Genomic DNA, 16,540 nt, shown 5'->3' on the forward strand with positions numbered 1-16,540 from the left:
ACACATACTGTAGCATCAAGGGGGATTCATTTCTTAACCAGCTTCGTTTCATTATATTGAAACTTGATGTGATTTTACTTTTAAAAGATTTCATCAAATTTCATTAAGTTTGAATGCTTTAAAGAAGTTTACTGTTAACAATAAAAAAACGGAGCAAGGTCTCCCCTGCTCCGTTTGTATTAGCAATGTTGTTCAAATGCTTCGAGTAGATTGTTCATAATGCCTTCTAAGGAATTGCCCTCAATGTCAAAACGATGAATGAAATGTACCACTTCTTTTCCTTTTAGTATTGCCATAGAAGGAGAAGAAGGCGGGATTTCCTCGAAATAGGATCTCATCATCGCTGTTGCTTCCTTATCTTGTCCTGCGAACACCGTTACAAGGTGATCTGGTCTCTTTTCTGCGCGCATAACTGCTTGTGTTGCTGCTGGACGAGCCAAGCCTGCCGCACAGCCGCACACGGAGTTGATAACAACTAATGTTGTGCCTGTTGCGTTATCTACATACTGTTCTACCTCTTCGGCAGTTGTTAATTCTTGAAATCCTGCTTGCACCAACTCTTGGCGCATCGGCATTACTATTTGTTTCATATACTCTTCATAAGCGTTCATTGTTCAGCTCTCCTTACCCATAAGTGATTCTTGCTTCATCATACCATGAGGCACGAATAGAAGTAAAACACTGTTACTCCATATTATTGCGATATTCCGTCATTTGCTTCCAAACAGAGCCTTTCGCTTCTTCTCCGCCTTCAATTCGCTCAATTGCCAGACTCGCCTGCATCGCCACTTCAAACTCTGGATCGTGCTGCGCCTCTTTCAATGCCGTAAGCGCACTTTCGTCCCCCGCTTCAAATAAAAACATCGCTGCTCTCCAGCGAACAAGCTTGCTGGAATCTTTCAGCGCCTCTATCATCACCGGCATTGCCTGTTCGTCTCCAATATCAGACAAGCAATCTCCTGCCGTGCGGCGCACGCTTACCGATTTATCCTTCAGCGCTTTATATAATAGCGGAAGCGCCTTTTCTCCCTTAACCATACCTAAATAAGCAGCGGCCAAACGGCGGATGTTCGCTTTCTCATCTTCCAATGCTTTGGCAAGCACAGGAATATCCTCTTCTGTCGGCTCCATTTGCTCCAATGCTGCATATCGCTTTGTCCATTCCGGATTATCCAGCATGTCCACTGTAACCTTATAAGGAACGCGCTTTTGTACAGTAATTTCCTTTCCTTCACGTTGCTGGACTAAATTATCAACGAGCACATCCAACCTCGCTTGTGGATACGCGGCCGCAATTTCGTCAGCTACCTCGCTTCCAATTTCACTAAGCTCCCCGTAGCGAGTTCCCTGTTCCACCCATTTTCGGTCTGCAACTACGTTCACTTTCTGCATCTGAAGCTTTAACACAGCCTCTTTAAAGCGATCAGGTAATCCAGCTCGGACTTCAGTCATCCCGTCAGACAATTTGATTTGCATGGGAATATCATAAAACATTTGAACAAATACCTTCACTTCGCCAAATGTCCCTTGCGCTTGTTTCCCTTGCTCAATCGCATCTACGTCTTCTCCAAACACCGCGCGCACTTTTTGTAAAATCGGCTTCCATTCATATTTCGCATTTCTCTCAACAGCTAGAAAATCAGCTACATGATATACGCCTTTTACGCCTTCGATTTCCAAAATATTCTGGACAATTTCCGGCGCTTGTTCCTTATTCATAGCTGTATAGTTATTCCGTTGTCCCGATGGCAGCTCTTGATTTAAGATGACCTTCATCGTATTTGGACTTGGAGTCGGTTCAATCGCTTTTATTTTCATAATGCAACACGTCCTTCTTTGTAAACTTTCTTCCGTTATTGTAGCATGTTCCCCGTTTTTCATACTACTTTTACGCTTCAACCTTCTTTCGGTCTAAAAATGTCACAGTATCCGCGATGATTTCCGTGTTGTATACTTTCTTCCCTTCTTCATTTTGATAATGGCTGTTGTGAATTCTGCCGGTCACCCCAATAAGTGATCCTTTTTTACAATACACAGCGATATTTTCAGCAGGCTTTCTCCATGCAGTACAGTTAATAAAATCCGCTTCCTGCTGGCCCAAGCTGTTTTTAAAGGAGCGGGACACCGCCAAGCGCAGCCTTACATACGCAATTCCTTGCTTTGTATAATACAACTCCGGGTCCTTTGTCAGCCTGCCGATTAATACCACTTTGTTCATCCTCAACCACCTCTTTTATGTTTTCTTCATTGTAAGAGGGATTATTGCATCCGTAAAATCATGATAATAGCGTATTCTTACAGGGAAACTATTATTTTTAGTGTTTTATTTTCATCTTTTCATATAAAAGCATACGAATTTCATAAACAAATCGACATAGAATAGGCAGTCAAGTATGATTAAGGAAGACCTAACATGATAGGGGGTTATAACAATGACATATACATTTGTATTGTCAAAGACTGCAGCGTCTCATGCAAAGCCTAGTATGGGGAAGGCGATACTTTGCATGGGGTGGACTTTATAACATCGCCCAAGCGAGCTTCTATCATTTCTGTTGTACTCGGCTTTGCACCTTATTTTTCATTTTCAATCAAAAATGAGGGGCTGGCACATATGAAATATATAAAAGCAAGCAATGTTTTACCAGAAGAACTGTTAATAGAAATCCAGAAATATGTACAAGGAGAGATGCTTTATATTCCGAAACCAGAGGTAGCCTATCAAAAATGGGGGACGCAGTCTGGAGGCAGAAAGCTGCTTGATGACAGGAACCGTGCAATTAAATCTGCATTTAATAACGGTACAAGTATTCATCAATTAGCTGAGGAGCATTTTCTCTCGATCGAAACCATTAAAAAAATTGTGTATACAAAACACTCAAGGCACTGATACTATTCAGTGCTTTTTATATGCCGAATTTGATTTAGAATCATTTTCTGCATGCTGTAAGGTTCGTTGTTTTGCTACAATGAGAATATATTCCCCTACTGGCAGACAGTGGGATTGATCGAGTTTTCCTTACATTGAAGCATAGCTTAATACAGACTAAACAGGAGTGATATAAATGGAGCCCTTCATTAGAAGTGATCAGTATAATTTTATTAGAGCCCAGGCACAGATTCTCGTTAATGGACATGCATCTGCTAATGATACTGGTGTCCTGCAAGCATTAAAAGCACTTACGCAAGAAAAAGTGCTGCAGCTATTCACAGACACGAACGAAGAGCAAAGAGAGTTACTATGTCAAATCGTTGCTGTAACCAATAAGGAACAGGCAGAAATATTTGTATCTCAAATAAAACCGTATGTGATTCCGTTTAAAGCAATAACTGAACAAACAATGCGAAAGCTATTTCCGAAAGCAAAGAAGCTAAAGCTTCCTTCATTAGAGCATAGGGACTTAAAGGAAATGTCCTATTTGGGCTGGGATGACTTAGGCTCAAACAGAAAGTACATCATTACAGAATACAACAACAAGCTCATAGGTATTCACGGCACCTTTACAAGCATTCATCAAAAAGGAATTTGTTCATTTTGCAATCGGCATGAGGAAGTAGGCTTATTTATGTCTACAAAAAAAGGATCGGGAAAGGATACGTATATCAATAGAGGAAACTATATTTGCCAGGATAGTGAAGTTTGCAATCGCAACTTAACCGTACTAGATAAATTGCATGACTTTATTGAGCGGCTTCAATAAAAAACAGAAGTTCAAGAGGAGGTTCCCACTAAATCGAGCATAAATCTTTGTGATCTCACTCCTCTGTTGCTTCCTATCTGATATCATTAATTTCTGCCACTGCTAGCATCTCCTAGATTCATATCCCTCTTGTCCTGTATGATAATAAGAGGAGGTTAGCATGTGGTTTTTTATACCGAGAAGGGCTACACAACTTAATTGCCCAACGTTATGTTATTCGATTGCCACAAACACTCCCTACCAGCTCAGAGCTTTTTTGCCATAGTTGCTGCTGCAACGATGAATTGTACGAATCTGATGAAGAGGCTTGGGGCTTCTTGTCAACAAAATACTTTCCGGTTATGTTCTCCACTTCAGGTGATAACGCCAGATAGATTGCTGTTTCGGCTCCTCTTTCAACAGGTTTCGCAAATAGCTTGACGGGAATCCTTAATAGTTTAGCGGTTAAAGTCCTGTCATTTCCTAACTGTGTATTCACCCATCCTGGACAAACCGTATTTACAGTAATTCCGTCTTCTTCTACTCTTCTTGCCAGTTCATATGTAAAAAGGATGTTACACAATTTCGATTGATTATAGGCTCTGAATCCAGAGTATTTTCTTTGTTTAAATTGCAAATCCTCCATATCCAAACGGCCATGTTTATGTAAGGTAGAGGCTATATTTATGACTCTAGCTTTCCCAGAGGCACGTAATGATTCCAGTAATAAGTTAGTTAGTAAAAAGGAAGCAAGATGGTTTATAGCAAAAGTCTTTTCCAAGCCTTCAGCAGTTTCATTGCGTGTAGATAAGCTTACCCCCACATTGTTGACCAAAATATCTAGCTTCGGAAATAGACGTTGAAAGGCGTCTGCCAACTCTTTTACTTCCTGCATAGAAGAAAGATCTGCCTTCATGAAGATAATATTTTGATTACCTGTTACCTCTATTATCTTTTTGACTGCTTTCTTTCCCTTTTCATCATTTCTCCCCACTACGACGACAGTTCCGCCATCAAGAGCCAATGCTTTCGCCGTTTCAAGCCCCATTCCTCCTGTTGCCCCTGTTACCATAGAAATGTGATTCATTTTGGTTCTCCCTTATGTTTAGAATTGGAATAAACACTTATATTTTTTAGGTTATTCACTATTCAAGGTTCTTCTAGTTCTCTTTATTTTCTACAACATCTGAAACAGATTATGGTTATCTCTTTTATTACCCGCTTATATGAGTAACTCCGGATAGAATGGATATAGTAGTTATTTATATAAACAGCGTGCATGTACACTTCCTTTTGTTGTCTTGAAAAACTACTGAATTAGGCTATTCAATAATTCTACATGCTTTCTATCTTCATCTAAAATTCCCTCAATAATCTTTTGGCTTTCCATGTCTAAGTCTCCTCTTACGATTTCCTCAGAGACTTCAATACCATAATAATCTTCTCCTTTTAAAGCACTTTTTATTATTCCTTCCGTTGTATCAGGTATCGTGAATTGACTGAAAAAGCTTTGAATGGAACCCAACATTCCTTCATCATCAGCTGGGGTTCCTCCAAGATTTTGTATTCTTTCAGCCACTTGTTGAGCATGTTTTTTATGGTCTTGTTGTATTTGTTGAAATTCCTTTTTTATATCCGGCTCTTTTAACTTTTGTATAAAATGTTCATACGCGTGTATTCCCATATATCGCCCTTTTAAAAAAGCGTTTAATTCTTTTACTGCAACTTCGTTCCCATCCACACAACCCACTCCTTTTTATGTATTATTTTTCAAGTTTTTGCCGCACTTTATTCTTATTTTCAAACGGCTATGTAGCTATCTCAATAACTCCTATTATGGCAATAACTGAACTATTTACTCTTTCTCTTATTCAAGAATTTTTTCTTTCATAAAGAAGGCTGATTTCCTTATTTCAAAAAGGTGTCCGATTGCGGGATACATTTATTTCATTACGAGTGACCATATAGTAAGTATCCATAACATTATATACATAGTAAATTAATAGTTATGAAGTATCCACTGTAAAAAAGGAGGATCTGTGTCCTCATATTGGACATAGTATCCTCTTCTACTTATTGTATGTTTAGTTACTTGAGTGCTATATCAGCAACAGGGACCTCCATCATATACTGCACTCCGGGTATGTGCGAAATATCGTCCGCTGTTTCTGGTGTGGCCGTCACGTACCAAAACCATGGACCGGATGGGTTAATCTCCGCATCTGTTCTTTCCATTCTTATTTTCAAAGCTGTGTAATCGACTGCTGGTGCAATCCGTACATAATACTGCCTCACCGCATCATTCTGTTCCACTTTTGGCTGACACGGCGCTTGGATGCAGTGGGCTGTATCCAAGTGCCCCGGCACGGCTTGGCATCCTGACAAGACCAGCAAACAAACTATTACTATACGTCTCATGCTCCTCTCCCCCTTATCCCATTATATGCGGATAAGAGGACGACATGATTTGGCTCTAACGACAATGCTACTTCATCATCTGCTTCACTAATTCTCTATTTCGCTGCTTAAAGACCTCATTATGGGAAGATACCATTGCTGCTTTGTCGGCTTCGGGCTGGACATATTGCTTCGCTTTGTTCACCGCATTTGCCGCATCTTGAAACGCCCCTGCGATCAAATGCAACTTTCCATCATGCTTTAAAATGTCACCTGCTGCGTACAGTCCTTCTACTGACGATTCGCTATTGCTATTCCCCGCAATATAAAAATTATCCGCCATTTCAATATGCAATTTACTATTTCCAAGCAACGCTGTATCCTGTTCGTAGCCGTGGCTGATGATAACTTCATCAATCGGCAAATAGGAAACCTCATTTGTTTCATGATTGGTCAGTTCTACACGCTCAATCACTTCATGGTCGGCACCGGCAATCAGCTTTGTAATAGAAGTATTGAAAAAGCATTCGGCTGAGCTGTTCAACAGCTGTGTCACTTGTGCTTCGTGGCCTGTTAAAGCAGCCTTTCTATATGTGATATACACTTTTTTTGCGACAGGCTCGAGTTCATTTGCCCAATCAATCGCTGAATTTCCTCCGCCTGAAATAATTACCGTTTTTCCTTTAAAATGCTGTAAAGATTTCACCGTGTAGTTTAAATTCGAAACTTCAAATCTCTCAGCACCTTCTATTTCCAGCTTTTGCGGCTTCAAAATGCCGCTTCCTACCGCCATGATGACTGTTTTAGAAAAATGCTGTTGACCTGAAGCAGCATGCAACACGAATATGCCCTCTTCATCACGCGTGATGGACTCTACCTTCTCATTCAGCACTACTTCCGGATGAAACGTCAAGCCTTGCTGCACAAGCTGGCCTATTAATTTTTCTCCTGATATTGGCGGCTGCCCTCCAATATCCCAAATCATTTTCTCCGGATATACATGTACCTTCCCGCCTAGCTGCGGCTGATACTCAATAATTTTCGTTTTCATTTCTCTAAGTCCACTATAAAACGCCGCGTAAAGCCCTGCCGGCCCTCCACCGATAATAGTCACATCAAATAATTCCTGTTGCATTTCCGTTCACTCCTCGGCAATCAAACATCATTGATTATCATTCTCATTAAAATATACCCGTTTTTTTACTATTTATCAATTAAAAAATAATGATTGACATTAGAATAATATAATTTTATAGTGTTACTGTAAGTGAACTTGATAATCATTATCAATGTTTTAGTTACCTATATCAAAATACACGGAGGTTACAATGGTTCGACTACATACAGATAACTTAAACATTGGCTATGATGAACGGTTAATAGTGAAAAATCTCAGCATAGAAATTCCGGATAAAAAGATTACCACCATTATCGGCTCAAATGGCTGCGGAAAATCTACCTTACTGAAAGCCATGACTCGTATTATTTCCCATCAATCTGGAGCCGTAATTTTGGATGGAGAAAATATCGCAAAAGAAAATACAAAGGTTCTTGCGAAAAAAATGGCAATCTTACCGCAAACACCGGAAAGTGCAAGCGGGTTAACAGTAGGCGCACTCGTGTCATACGGCCGTTTTCCTTACCAAAAAGGCTTTGGCCGCTTAACTAAGACCGATTACGAGGTTATAGACTGGGCACTTGAAGTGACTGGAACGATAGATTACAAATTTCGTCCCATCGATGCACTTTCAGGCGGTCAACGCCAGCGTGTATGGATTGCCATGGCTCTTGCGCAGGAAACTGACATCATTTTTCTTGATGAGCCTACCACCTATTTGGATATGGCCCATCAGCTAGAAGTTTTGGAGCTTTTGCAAAAGCTGAACAAAGAGCAAGAACGTACAATAATTATGGTTCTTCATGATTTAAACCAAGCCGCTCGTTTTGCCGACTACATCATTGCGTTAAAAGATGGAGAAATTGTAAAAGCCGGCAGCTGTGAGGAGGTTATACATGCTGACGTTCTAAAAAAAGTATTCCAAATTGATGCTGAAATTGGGCGCGACCCGCGCACAAATAAACCAATGTGTATTACCTACAATCTATTAAAAGGAGAATAAAACATGAAAAAACTATTTATTCCATTTGTATTGTTATTTGTATTAATCATTAGTGCTTGCAGCAACTCATCAACAGGAAAAAAGGAAAGCTCTGCTGCTGAGAAAAGTAAATCAGACACTATCACATACCAATCTGAAAACGGACCGGTTGAAGTTCCAGCTCATCCGAAGCGCGTTGTTGTACTATCTTCTTTCGCAGGTAATGTAATGGCTCTAGATGTTAACCTTGTTGGTGTAGACTCTTGGTCTAAAATGAACCCTCGCTTTGAGAGCAAGTTAAAGGATGCAGAAGAAGTTTCTGATGAGAATATCGAAAAAATTATTGAATTGAATCCTGATTTAATCATTGGATTATCTAATATTAAAAACGTGGATAAGCTAAACAAAATCGCACCTACTGTAACGTATACATACGGAAAAGTAGATTACTTAACGCAACACTTAGAAATTGGCAAGCTTTTAAATAAAGAAAAAGAAGCACAAGCTTGGATTGATGATTTCAAACAACGCGCACAAGCGGCTGGAGAAGAAATTAAAGCAAAAATCGGTCCAGATGCGACTGTTTCTGTAGTAGAAAAGTTCGATAAGCAAATTTACGTATTCGGCGATAACTGGGGCCGCGGCACAGAAATTCTGTATCAAGAAATGAAATTGAACATGCCGGAAAAAGTAAAAGAAATGGCATTAAAAGACGGTTACTATGCATTATCTCCTGAGGTTCTGTCTGAATATACCGGAGACTACCTTGTTATTAGCAAAAACCAAGATGCGGATAACTCCTACCAAGCTACAGAGACATATAAAAATATTCCGGCTGTGAAAAATAATCATGTGCTTGAAGTGAACGCAAAAGAATTCTACTTCAACGATCCATTAACGCTGGATTTCCAATTAGATACCTTTAAGAAAAGCTTTCTTGGCAACTAATACGAAAAAAGAGGGATTCTTGTGTGAAGAATTCCTCTTCCTTTATCCTAAAAAAGAAGAGATGATATGTTAATGACTAAAGCACAACGCTCAATCCCGTTTGTATATAAACTCATCGCGGGACTGCTTGTATTTGTTGGTATGTTTTTTATTGCGATGGTATCCGGAGCCGCCAATATCGCGACGAAGGACGTATGGCTGGCACTTACCTCGCATGCCGCAAATGATAATATTTTGATTATTCGAGAAATCCGTTTACCACGTGAAATCGCTTGTATTTTTGTAGGAGCTGCCTTATCCGTTTCCGGTGCGATTATGCAAGGGATGACGAGAAATCCGCTCGCCGATCCCGGCTTGCTTGGACTGACTGCGGGAGCAAACGCGGCATTGGCAATCACACTTGCCCTCTTCCCTTCTGTAAATTACTTCGGCATTACAATCGCTTGTTTTATCGGGGCAGCTGTCGGTGCTTTACTGGTGTTTGGTATCGGTGCTTTGAAAAAAGGCGGCTTTTCCCCTCTTCGTATTGTATTAGCCGGATCTGCCGTATCTGCCTTTCTATTTGCGATCGCAGAAGGAATCGGCCTGTACTTTAAAATCTCAAAGGATGTTTCCATGTGGACAGCCGGAGGTGCAGTAGGAACAACATGGGAACAGCTTCACATTATGATTCCGGTTATTTCTATTGGCATTCTAATCTCCCTTCTTCTTTCTAGACAGCTCACCATTTTGAGCTTGAGTGAAGAAGTTGCAGTCGGATTAGGGCAAAATACAATTCAAATTAAAACGATCCTGTTTATCGTGATGATTCTTCTTGCCGGTGCTTCTGTTGCCCTTGTTGGGAATATGGCATTCATCGGTTTGATGGTTCCTCATATCGTTCGCGCGATGGTCGGAACGAATTATCAATTCATCATACCAATGTCAGCCGTAATAGGCGCAGTGTTCATGCTGCTTGCTGATACGCTCGGCCGCACCATCAGCGCTCCCTACGAAGCACCTGTGGCTGCACTTATTGCCATCATGGGACTGCCTTTCTTCTTATTTATCGTGCGTAAAGGAGGCAAGACATTCTTATGATTCATCCAGATCTAGTCAAAAAACAGCGTCTTATTCTATGTACATTGCTTCTCCTGATTGGACTAACAACTGTTATTGGAATGGGGCTCGGACAAGCCTCTCTCTCCTATGACAGACTCATCCCGACTATGTTGGGAGAAGGTACATTTAAAGAAGAGTTCATCTTATTTTCTGTGCGGCTCCCGCGCATCATCATTACATTGCTTGCGGGTATGGCACTTGCATTATCAGGCGCGATTTTACAAGGAATTACCCGAAACGATTTAGCTGATCCTGGTATTATAGGAATTAACTCTGGAGCAGGAGTTGCCATTGCAGGCTTCTTTTTGTTTTTCCCTATCGATACGGGTTCATTTGTTTATCTCATTCCGCTCGTTGCCTTTACTGGCGCACTTGTAACTGCCTTTCTTATCTATATGTTTGCGTACAGCAAAAAAACCGGCCTGCAGCCTATCAATCTTGTACTCATTGGGGTTGGATTTTCTATGGCACTTTCTGGCGTGATGGTTGTACTCGTTTCTTCGGCTGAACGTGCTAAAGTAGATTTTATTGCAAAATGGCTGGCCGGCAACATTTGGGGTGCTGATTGGCCTTTTATCGCCGCAATCCTTCCATGGCTTGTCGTGCTTATTCCGTTTACGTTATATAAAGCAAATCGATTGAATATACTTGGGCTGAGTGAGCCGGTAGCAATCGGGGTTGGTATCTCCATTGAAAAGGAACGCATTGCCTTGCTTATCGCAGCTGTTGCCTTGGCAGCCTCTGCTGTTTCTGTCACAGGTGGAATCGCCTTTATCGGCCTTATGGCTCCTCATATTGCGAGAGGCTTAGTAGGACCTAGAAATCAGCTCTTTATTCCCGTTGCGATTTTAATTGGGGGATGGCTTTTATTAGCTGCAGACACAATCGGACGCAATATAGTAGAGCCTGAAGGAATAGCCGCAGGGATTATGGTTGCATTGATCGGCGCACCGTATTTTATCTATTTATTATTGAAAAAATAAAAAACCCGGCAACAGCCGGGTTTTCTTATTCCACATTACTGCCCCTTTAGAGGAACATGAAAAAAGAGCCGAAGAATCGACTCTTGGCTACTCAAGCATCCACTTAGTTTTAAAAATCTGATTTCCCTAAACAACCTAGCCTATTTTCTACCTCCACGAGACCATATCACCACTGGAATTAGTAATAAGGATAAACTCCCTCCAACAAGTGATAATGTTAGATAACTTGAACCTGCCACAATCATTCCTGACATGGCTCCACCAGTAGCCCCTGACAACGCAATTAAAACATCCACAGTACCTTGAGTTTTAGCCCGTGTGGAGGTGTTAGTAGAATCGATAATAAGTGCTGTCCCACTTATCAAACCAATATTCCATCCTAATCCAAGTAAAGAAAGAGCAATTACCATAAGAACCATAGAATCTCCTGGTGCAAATGCTGCTATTAACCCCGCCAGAAGTAACGTAATTCCAGAAGCAATAGCCATTACAGTACGCCCCAACTTATCAATAAGGGCACCTGTAACAAGTGAAGGGAGATACATAGCGCCTATATGAAACCCAATAACAAGACCGACTGCACCCAAGTCATGTCCATGATGCATCATATGAACTGGTGTCATTGTCATAATAGCTACCATTACCATTTGAGTAAGGACCATTATCGTTGCTCCAACGATGATTCCTCTTTTGTTTTCTGTATGTTCAGTTGTTTCCAATTGCCCCTTATTACTAGACTTTTGATTGATTGCTTGTATTGTTCTTGCTATAACTAATGGATCTGGTCGAAGCATGATGAAAAGGACAAGACCTGCTAAAATATAGGCTGCTGCTCCTAAAATGAAAGGACCAGCAAGCGATGGAACACCAATTGAAAGGGCGAAATCACCCATCACATTTACTAAATTTGGTCCTGCAACTGCACCAAATGTCGTAAAAACCATCGCAATACTAATAGCAGTTGCACGCTGTTTTTTATTTGCTAAGTCTGTACCCGCATAACGAGCTTGTAAATTTGTTGCTGAGCCTGCCCCATAAACAATCAGAGAGGGGAATAACAGGAAAACACTATTTATTATAGCTGCAAGTATGACACCTATTGCTCCAAGTCCACCGAGCATAAAACCAGTTGTCAGACCTATACGCCGTCCATAACGTTGAGAAAGTCTCCCAACCAATAAAGCAGCACCTGCCGATCCAAAAGTAAGTAAAGCCGAAGGAAGTCCAGCAAAAGCATCTGTACCGAGCATTTGCTGTGCAAGAAGTGCACCCACAGTCACTCCTGCAGCTAATCCTGCACCACCCAAAATTTGTGAAATACTTACAATGAGCAATGTTCGCTTGTATAACGATTTTTGTTTTTCTGAAGAATTAATATAGCTTTGTAACCCTGCTGATGGAGCGTCTAGCACTTTTACACTTTGTTCATGTAACATTATCTAATCTACCTTTCTAGAAATCTAATTCTATTTCTAATAACCCTTACTAGATTGCAATCATCATAACACGCACAAAAAAACCATACAATATTATAATTGTATGGCAAACACTATTAAGTAAGATCGTTTAAGAATAATCAATCCTTGCTCAAGCTCTTCAAGCGTTTTTGGGGCACATACAAAAGCCCTTTCTGGACAACTATTTCTAACTACAAAACGTTCGGCTGCATATACTTGTATTCCCTGCTGTGCAGCTAACGTTTCAAATTCAGCACCTGCAATCGTGCCTGGTAATAGTACAACACCTAGGCACGTATAGTCTGCTAAATATCGATTCACGACTTGGTTTTTGCGAATGGTTTGTTCCCGATGCCCCTCAATTAAGACTTCAAATTGATTCGAAACAATCGTGCTTGTAATTGAATTTTTGTATTTAATTGCGCCACAAAAAACCCGGCAACAGCCGGGTTTTCCTATTAATCATTTCTTGTAAAGTATGAAAGCAAGCGCAAAATTTCAAAATACAGCCAAATTAATGTTACCATCAATCCGAATGCGCCGTACCACTCCATATATTTCGGAGAACCGTACCGTGCACCGTTTTCGATAAAATCAAAATCCAGTACAAGGTTCAATGAAGCAATCACGATAATTACCGCGCTGATGATAATGCCGAGCGTTCCTCCCTGATGAAGAAATGGAACCGCAACCCCAAACAGCTGAAGAACGAACACAACCAGGTACATAATAAATACACCCATTGTTGCCGCCATAACTCCCATGCGGAAGTTATTCGTTACTTTCACGATACGAAACGCGTAAATCGCGAGCATTCCCAGTAAAATGGAAACGGTGAGCAAAACAGCCTGCAATACGATATTGTCCCCAAATCGAATCGTATACAAGGCGGATACTGTGCCGAGTATTACCCCTTCTACTGCCGCATACACCGGCGCCGTAACCGGCGAAAAGCGCGGAACAAAACTTGTCACCATACCTAAAATAAGCGCTACGATCATCGATCCAACCGCCACAGTCAGATTCATCTTATTTGCCATTACCTGTACGTAAGAAAAAACGGCTGTTCCAAGCAATAATAACAGCATGATAAAGGCTTTGCCGACCGTTCCCCCAATCGTCATCGCATTGCCTGATGCGCCTGTTTTTCGGAACGCATCATCCTTTAAAATCGGATTCGTTGTTCTCATCCTTTTACCTCCATTCATTTTCGTTCCATGTAATGCCTGTTCCTTCTATATTCAATATATGCAAGAGGTTGTCAAGATTACTTCATGCTCTCCACAATCTCGGACAATTCGCTCCAGCGCTCCATTTTATGCTCAAGGGCTTCTTCTGTTTGCTGCTGCTCCTGCATAATTTCTTGAGCGCGGGTAAAATCGGAGCCAATGCCGTTTAGCTCTGCTGTCAGCTCTTCCAGCTTTTCTTCCAGTGCAGCAATCTCATCTTCAATTGTTTCCCATTCACGCTGCTCTTGATACGTCAGCTTGCGTTTTTTCGGCTTCACCGGCTCCTGCGCCTTTTGTACCTTCACCGCTTCTGCCTTCAGCATAGCCTCTGTTTGCTTTTTCTCTTCTAAATACTCACTGTAGCTGCCGAAAAAGACTCGCACCTTCCCATTTCCTTCAAATACAAACAGCTCTTCCGCTGTCTTATCTAAGAAATAACGATCATGGGATACAGTAATCACAACACCAGGAAAATCTTCAAGATAATCTTCCAGCACCGTCAAGGTTTGCGTATCCAAATCGTTTGTCGGCTCATCAAGCAGCAGTACATTTGGTTCACCCATTAAAATGCGCAGCAGGTACAACCGGCGTCTTTCTCCCCCGGACAGCTTGCCAAGCGGCGTTCCATGCGTTTGCGGCGGGAATAAAAAGCGCTCAAGCATCTGAGAAGCAGAAATTAGTTTGCCGTCAGTTGTATGAATCACTTCAGCTGCTTCCTTTATATATTCAATCATGCGCTGATTCAAATTCATTTCTTCATTTTCCTGCGTATAGTACGCAATTTTCACCGTCTGGCCGACTTCAATCTCCCCGCTGTCCGGCGTAAGCTTGCCTGTTAACATATTTAATAAAGACGATTTACCGCTGCCGTTCGGTCCGATAATCCCAATTCGATCTCCCGGTTTCACGATATAGCTAAAATGATCCAGCACTGTTTTATTTTCAAATTGTTTTGTGACTTCTTTTAATTCCACTACCTTTTTCCCTAAACGGCTTCCTCCGATGGAAATGTCGACATTTTGCTTAGCGGCCGGCCCCTCTTGATTGGATAGCTCCTCAAAGCGCTGAATACGTGCTTTTTGCTTCGTGGTACGGGCTTTTGCACCGCGGCGAATCCACGCTAATTCTCTGCGGAACAAGTTTTGCCGCTTCGCTTCTGTTGCCATTTCCTGTTCTTCGCGAATCGCCTTTGCTTCTAAAAACGCACCATAATTGCCTTCATAGCTGTATAGCTTTCCGTTATCAATTTCTACAATGCGATTTGTCACACGATCCAGGAAGTAACGATCATGCGTAACAAGCAGCAGTGACCCTGTATAGCGCGCCAAATATTCCTCCAGCCATTCAACAGTTTCATGGTCCAAATGGTTCGTTGGCTCGTCTAATATAAGTAAATCTGGAGTTTGGATTAAGCTCTGCGCCATCATCACGCGCTTTTTTTGTCCTCCGGATAAATTGCCGACTTTTTCCGTAAAATTGTGAATCCCCAGCTTTGTGAGCAGTGCTTTGGCGTTCGCATTCGCATCCCATGCATTCATCGCGTCCATTTGCTGCTGGAGGGCAAATAACCTTTCCTGCACCTTCGTATCAGACGGATACTGCTCTAGCTCCAGCAAGGCAGTTTCATATTCCCGCAGCAAGCGAATTAACGGGGTATCCCCATAAAAGACTTGCTCTAGCACTGTTAAATTTTCATCGAACTCAGGCTGCTGGGACAAGTAGCTGATGGTGTACCCTCTTGTATGGGAGATTTCACCACTATCCGCTTGCTCGACACCCGCAATAATTTTCAGCATCGTCGATTTTCCCGTTCCATTGATCCCGATTACACCCACGCGCTGTCCTTCTAAAATGCTGAAGGACAAATCTGTAAACAGCGCTTTTTCACCGTAGGATTTTGTTAAATTTTCAACCGTTAACATTTTCATACTCTTGCATTCCACTCTTTCATAAATTGTTCAATGAACTTCTCCATATATTCGTGACGCTCTGCCGCTATCCCTTTCGCGGCATTCGTATTCATCAAATCCTTCAGCTTCAGCAGCTTTTCATAAAAATGATGAAGCGACGGATTGTTTGCATTTCGGTATTCCTCTTTCGTCATGTTTTCCCGTATCGGCACATTTGGATCGTACATCAACCGTCCTTTTGCTCCGCCGTAAGCAAACGTGCGGGCAATTCCAATTGCGCCAAGAGCATCTAATCGGTCCGCATCCTGCACAATCTTCCCTTCGATTGTCTCCACTTGGCCGCCATGCCCACCTTTAAATGACATATTCATAATAATATGTAAAATATGTTCCTTCTCCTGCTCCTCCACTTCTAATTCCTTAAGCCAATCACGCACTTTTTGCAAGCCCGCCTCTTCGCTTTCATTCAGCTTTTCATCTGCCACATCATGCAGCAATGCAGCCATCTCAATCACGAAGCGGTCTCCGCCCTCTTTTTCGCTAATTGCACATGCCAGTTTATGCACCCGTTCAATATGATACCAATCGTGTCCACTGGCATCTTTGCCAAGTACATCTTTTACAAAAGAAATCGTTTCAATAATTTTTTCTTCTTTTTTCATAGTTTCTTCACCCATCCTTATTTTAACGGAAAACGTCTAAAATGTGGAATGGTTTCAACTGCACATTTTCACTC

Annotated in this window: 17 protein-coding genes and 1 pseudogene; 6 read left to right on the plus strand and 12 right to left on the minus strand. The window is 41.5% G+C overall.

Annotated features, from left to right (window positions below; all coding sequences use genetic code 11):
• Nucleotides 1-179 precede the first annotated feature (179 nt).
• The 3 genes from J7Q84_RS07195 to ssb all read right to left on the minus strand — a co-directional run bounded on the left by J7Q84_RS07195 (nucleotide 180) and on the right by ssb (nucleotide 2,218).
• Entirely contained in the window at nucleotides 180-611 is a 432-nt protein-coding gene (locus J7Q84_RS07195) for a BrxA/BrxB family bacilliredoxin (protein WP_209093828.1), read from the minus strand.
• A gap of 73 nt (nucleotides 612-684) precedes the next feature.
• On the minus strand, nucleotides 685-1,818 hold the full coding sequence (locus J7Q84_RS07200; protein WP_209093829.1) for a conserved virulence factor C family protein: 1,134 nt from the start codon (nucleotides 1,816-1,818) through the stop codon (nucleotides 685-687).
• Between the two features lie 70 nt (nucleotides 1,819-1,888).
• Nucleotides 1,889-2,218, minus strand: a complete 330-nt coding sequence (ssb, locus tag J7Q84_RS07205; protein WP_209093830.1) for a single-stranded DNA-binding protein — start codon at nucleotides 2,216-2,218, stop codon at nucleotides 1,889-1,891.
• A 396-nt stretch (nucleotides 2,219-2,614) separates the two neighbouring features.
• Here ssb and J7Q84_RS07210 point away from each other — a divergent pair, with 396 nt between their 5' ends.
• Nucleotides 2,615-2,890 (plus strand): CD3324 family protein, encoded by a 276-nt coding sequence (locus tag J7Q84_RS07210; protein ID WP_209093831.1) that lies wholly within the window; start codon nucleotides 2,615-2,617, stop codon nucleotides 2,888-2,890.
• 175 nt (nucleotides 2,891-3,065) lie between these two features.
• The gene (locus tag J7Q84_RS07215) at nucleotides 3,066-3,701 is read left to right on the plus strand and encodes a FusB/FusC family EF-G-binding protein (RefSeq protein ID WP_209093832.1); all 636 of its coding nucleotides are present in this window, start codon (nucleotides 3,066-3,068) and stop codon (nucleotides 3,699-3,701) included.
• 208 nt (nucleotides 3,702-3,909) lie between these two features.
• On the opposite strand, the gene J7Q84_RS07220 is transcribed toward J7Q84_RS07215, so the two are convergent.
• The 4 genes from J7Q84_RS07220 to J7Q84_RS07235 form a co-directional block, all read right to left on the minus strand.
• Nucleotides 3,910-4,767, minus strand: a complete 858-nt coding sequence (locus J7Q84_RS07220) for an SDR family oxidoreductase (RefSeq protein WP_209093833.1) — start codon at nucleotides 4,765-4,767, stop codon at nucleotides 3,910-3,912.
• 222 nt (nucleotides 4,768-4,989) lie between these two features.
• Nucleotides 4,990-5,421, minus strand: coding sequence for a ferritin-like domain-containing protein (locus J7Q84_RS07225; protein WP_209093834.1), 432 nt, complete (start codon nucleotides 5,419-5,421; stop codon nucleotides 4,990-4,992).
• A 347-nt stretch (nucleotides 5,422-5,768) separates the two neighbouring features.
• Nucleotides 5,769-6,098, minus strand: coding sequence for a hypothetical protein (locus J7Q84_RS07230; RefSeq protein WP_209093835.1), 330 nt, complete (start codon nucleotides 6,096-6,098; stop codon nucleotides 5,769-5,771).
• A 67-nt stretch (nucleotides 6,099-6,165) separates the two neighbouring features.
• Nucleotides 6,166-7,212, minus strand: a complete 1,047-nt coding sequence (locus tag J7Q84_RS07235) for an NAD(P)/FAD-dependent oxidoreductase (RefSeq protein WP_209093836.1) — start codon at nucleotides 7,210-7,212, stop codon at nucleotides 6,166-6,168.
• A 193-nt stretch (nucleotides 7,213-7,405) separates the two neighbouring features.
• Here J7Q84_RS07235 and J7Q84_RS07240 point away from each other — a divergent pair, with 193 nt between their 5' ends.
• The 4 genes from J7Q84_RS07240 to J7Q84_RS07255 all read left to right on the plus strand — a co-directional run bounded on the left by J7Q84_RS07240 (nucleotide 7,406) and on the right by J7Q84_RS07255 (nucleotide 11,208).
• Nucleotides 7,406-8,197: an ABC transporter ATP-binding protein gene (locus J7Q84_RS07240; RefSeq protein WP_209093837.1), complete on the plus strand. Its 792-nt coding sequence runs from the start codon at nucleotides 7,406-7,408 to the stop codon at nucleotides 8,195-8,197.
• 3 nt (nucleotides 8,198-8,200) lie between these two features.
• The gene (locus tag J7Q84_RS07245) at nucleotides 8,201-9,124 is read left to right on the plus strand and encodes an iron-hydroxamate ABC transporter substrate-binding protein (protein ID WP_209093838.1); all 924 of its coding nucleotides are present in this window, start codon (nucleotides 8,201-8,203) and stop codon (nucleotides 9,122-9,124) included.
• 72 nt (nucleotides 9,125-9,196) lie between these two features.
• Complete coding sequence (locus tag J7Q84_RS07250) at nucleotides 9,197-10,204, plus strand: FecCD family ABC transporter permease (protein WP_209093923.1); 1,008 nt, start codon at nucleotides 9,197-9,199, stop codon at nucleotides 10,202-10,204.
• On the plus strand, nucleotides 10,201-11,208 hold the full coding sequence (locus J7Q84_RS07255) for a FecCD family ABC transporter permease (protein WP_209093839.1): 1,008 nt from the start codon (nucleotides 10,201-10,203) through the stop codon (nucleotides 11,206-11,208). The genes J7Q84_RS07250 and J7Q84_RS07255 overlap by 4 nt, the downstream gene beginning before the upstream one ends.
• 140 nt (nucleotides 11,209-11,348) lie before the next feature.
• Here J7Q84_RS07255 and J7Q84_RS07260 read toward each other — a convergent pair whose 3' ends face one another.
• From J7Q84_RS07260 to J7Q84_RS07280, 5 genes and pseudogenes are all read right to left on the minus strand, one after another.
• Nucleotides 11,349-12,647 (minus strand): MFS transporter, encoded by a 1,299-nt coding sequence (locus J7Q84_RS07260; protein WP_209093924.1) that lies wholly within the window; start codon nucleotides 12,645-12,647, stop codon nucleotides 11,349-11,351.
• A gap of 90 nt (nucleotides 12,648-12,737) precedes the next feature.
• Nucleotides 12,738-13,058 (minus strand): annotated as a pseudogene (locus J7Q84_RS07265) (PLP-dependent aminotransferase family protein); the annotation flags it as partial.
• Between the two features lie 65 nt (nucleotides 13,059-13,123).
• Complete coding sequence (locus J7Q84_RS07270) at nucleotides 13,124-13,855, minus strand: Bax inhibitor-1/YccA family protein (protein ID WP_209093840.1); 732 nt, start codon at nucleotides 13,853-13,855, stop codon at nucleotides 13,124-13,126.
• A gap of 77 nt (nucleotides 13,856-13,932) precedes the next feature.
• A complete protein-coding gene (locus tag J7Q84_RS07275; protein WP_209093841.1) occupies nucleotides 13,933-15,822 on the minus strand; it encodes an ABC-F family ATP-binding cassette domain-containing protein in 1,890 nt (629 codons plus the stop codon).
• The gene (locus tag J7Q84_RS07280) at nucleotides 15,819-16,466 is read right to left on the minus strand and encodes an HD domain-containing protein (RefSeq protein ID WP_209093842.1); all 648 of its coding nucleotides are present in this window, start codon (nucleotides 16,464-16,466) and stop codon (nucleotides 15,819-15,821) included. The genes J7Q84_RS07275 and J7Q84_RS07280 overlap by 4 nt, the downstream gene beginning before the upstream one ends.
• Nucleotides 16,467-16,540: the final 74 nt, after the last annotated feature.

Source organism: Bacillus sp. 165, assembly GCF_017742235.1.
Classification (GTDB): Bacteria; Bacillota; Bacilli; order Bacillales; family Bacillaceae_G; genus JAGHKQ01.

Bases quoted from the DNA above. Each gene is read 5' to 3' on its own strand.
- J7Q84_RS07195 (WP_209093828.1), bottom strand. From the start codon at position 611: ATGAACGCTTATGAAGAGTATATGAAACAAATAGTAATGCCGATGCGC.
- J7Q84_RS07200 (WP_209093829.1), bottom strand. From the start codon at position 1,818: ATGAAAATAAAAGCGATTGAACCGACTCCAAGTCCAAATACGATGAAG.
- ssb (WP_209093830.1), bottom strand. From the start codon at position 2,218: ATGAACAAAGTGGTATTAATCGGCAGGCTGACAAAGGACCCGGAGTTG.
- J7Q84_RS07210 (WP_209093831.1), top strand. From the start codon at position 2,615: ATGAAATATATAAAAGCAAGCAATGTTTTACCAGAAGAACTGTTAATA.
- J7Q84_RS07215 (WP_209093832.1), top strand. From the start codon at position 3,066: ATGGAGCCCTTCATTAGAAGTGATCAGTATAATTTTATTAGAGCCCAG.
- J7Q84_RS07220 (WP_209093833.1), bottom strand. From the start codon at position 4,767: ATGAATCACATTTCTATGGTAACAGGGGCAACAGGAGGAATGGGGCTT.
- J7Q84_RS07230 (WP_209093835.1), bottom strand. From the start codon at position 6,098: ATGAGACGTATAGTAATAGTTTGTTTGCTGGTCTTGTCAGGATGCCAA.
- J7Q84_RS07235 (WP_209093836.1), bottom strand. From the start codon at position 7,212: ATGCAACAGGAATTATTTGATGTGACTATTATCGGTGGAGGGCCGGCA.
- J7Q84_RS07240 (WP_209093837.1), top strand. From the start codon at position 7,406: ATGGTTCGACTACATACAGATAACTTAAACATTGGCTATGATGAACGG.
- J7Q84_RS07245 (WP_209093838.1), top strand. From the start codon at position 8,201: ATGAAAAAACTATTTATTCCATTTGTATTGTTATTTGTATTAATCATT.
- J7Q84_RS07250 (WP_209093923.1), top strand. From the start codon at position 9,197: ATGACTAAAGCACAACGCTCAATCCCGTTTGTATATAAACTCATCGCG.
- J7Q84_RS07255 (WP_209093839.1), top strand. From the start codon at position 10,201: ATGATTCATCCAGATCTAGTCAAAAAACAGCGTCTTATTCTATGTACA.
- J7Q84_RS07270 (WP_209093840.1), bottom strand. From the start codon at position 13,855: ATGAGAACAACGAATCCGATTTTAAAGGATGATGCGTTCCGAAAAACA.
- J7Q84_RS07275 (WP_209093841.1), bottom strand. From the start codon at position 15,822: ATGAAAATGTTAACGGTTGAAAATTTAACAAAATCCTACGGTGAAAAA.
- J7Q84_RS07280 (WP_209093842.1), bottom strand. From the start codon at position 16,466: ATGAAAAAAGAAGAAAAAATTATTGAAACGATTTCTTTTGTAAAAGAT.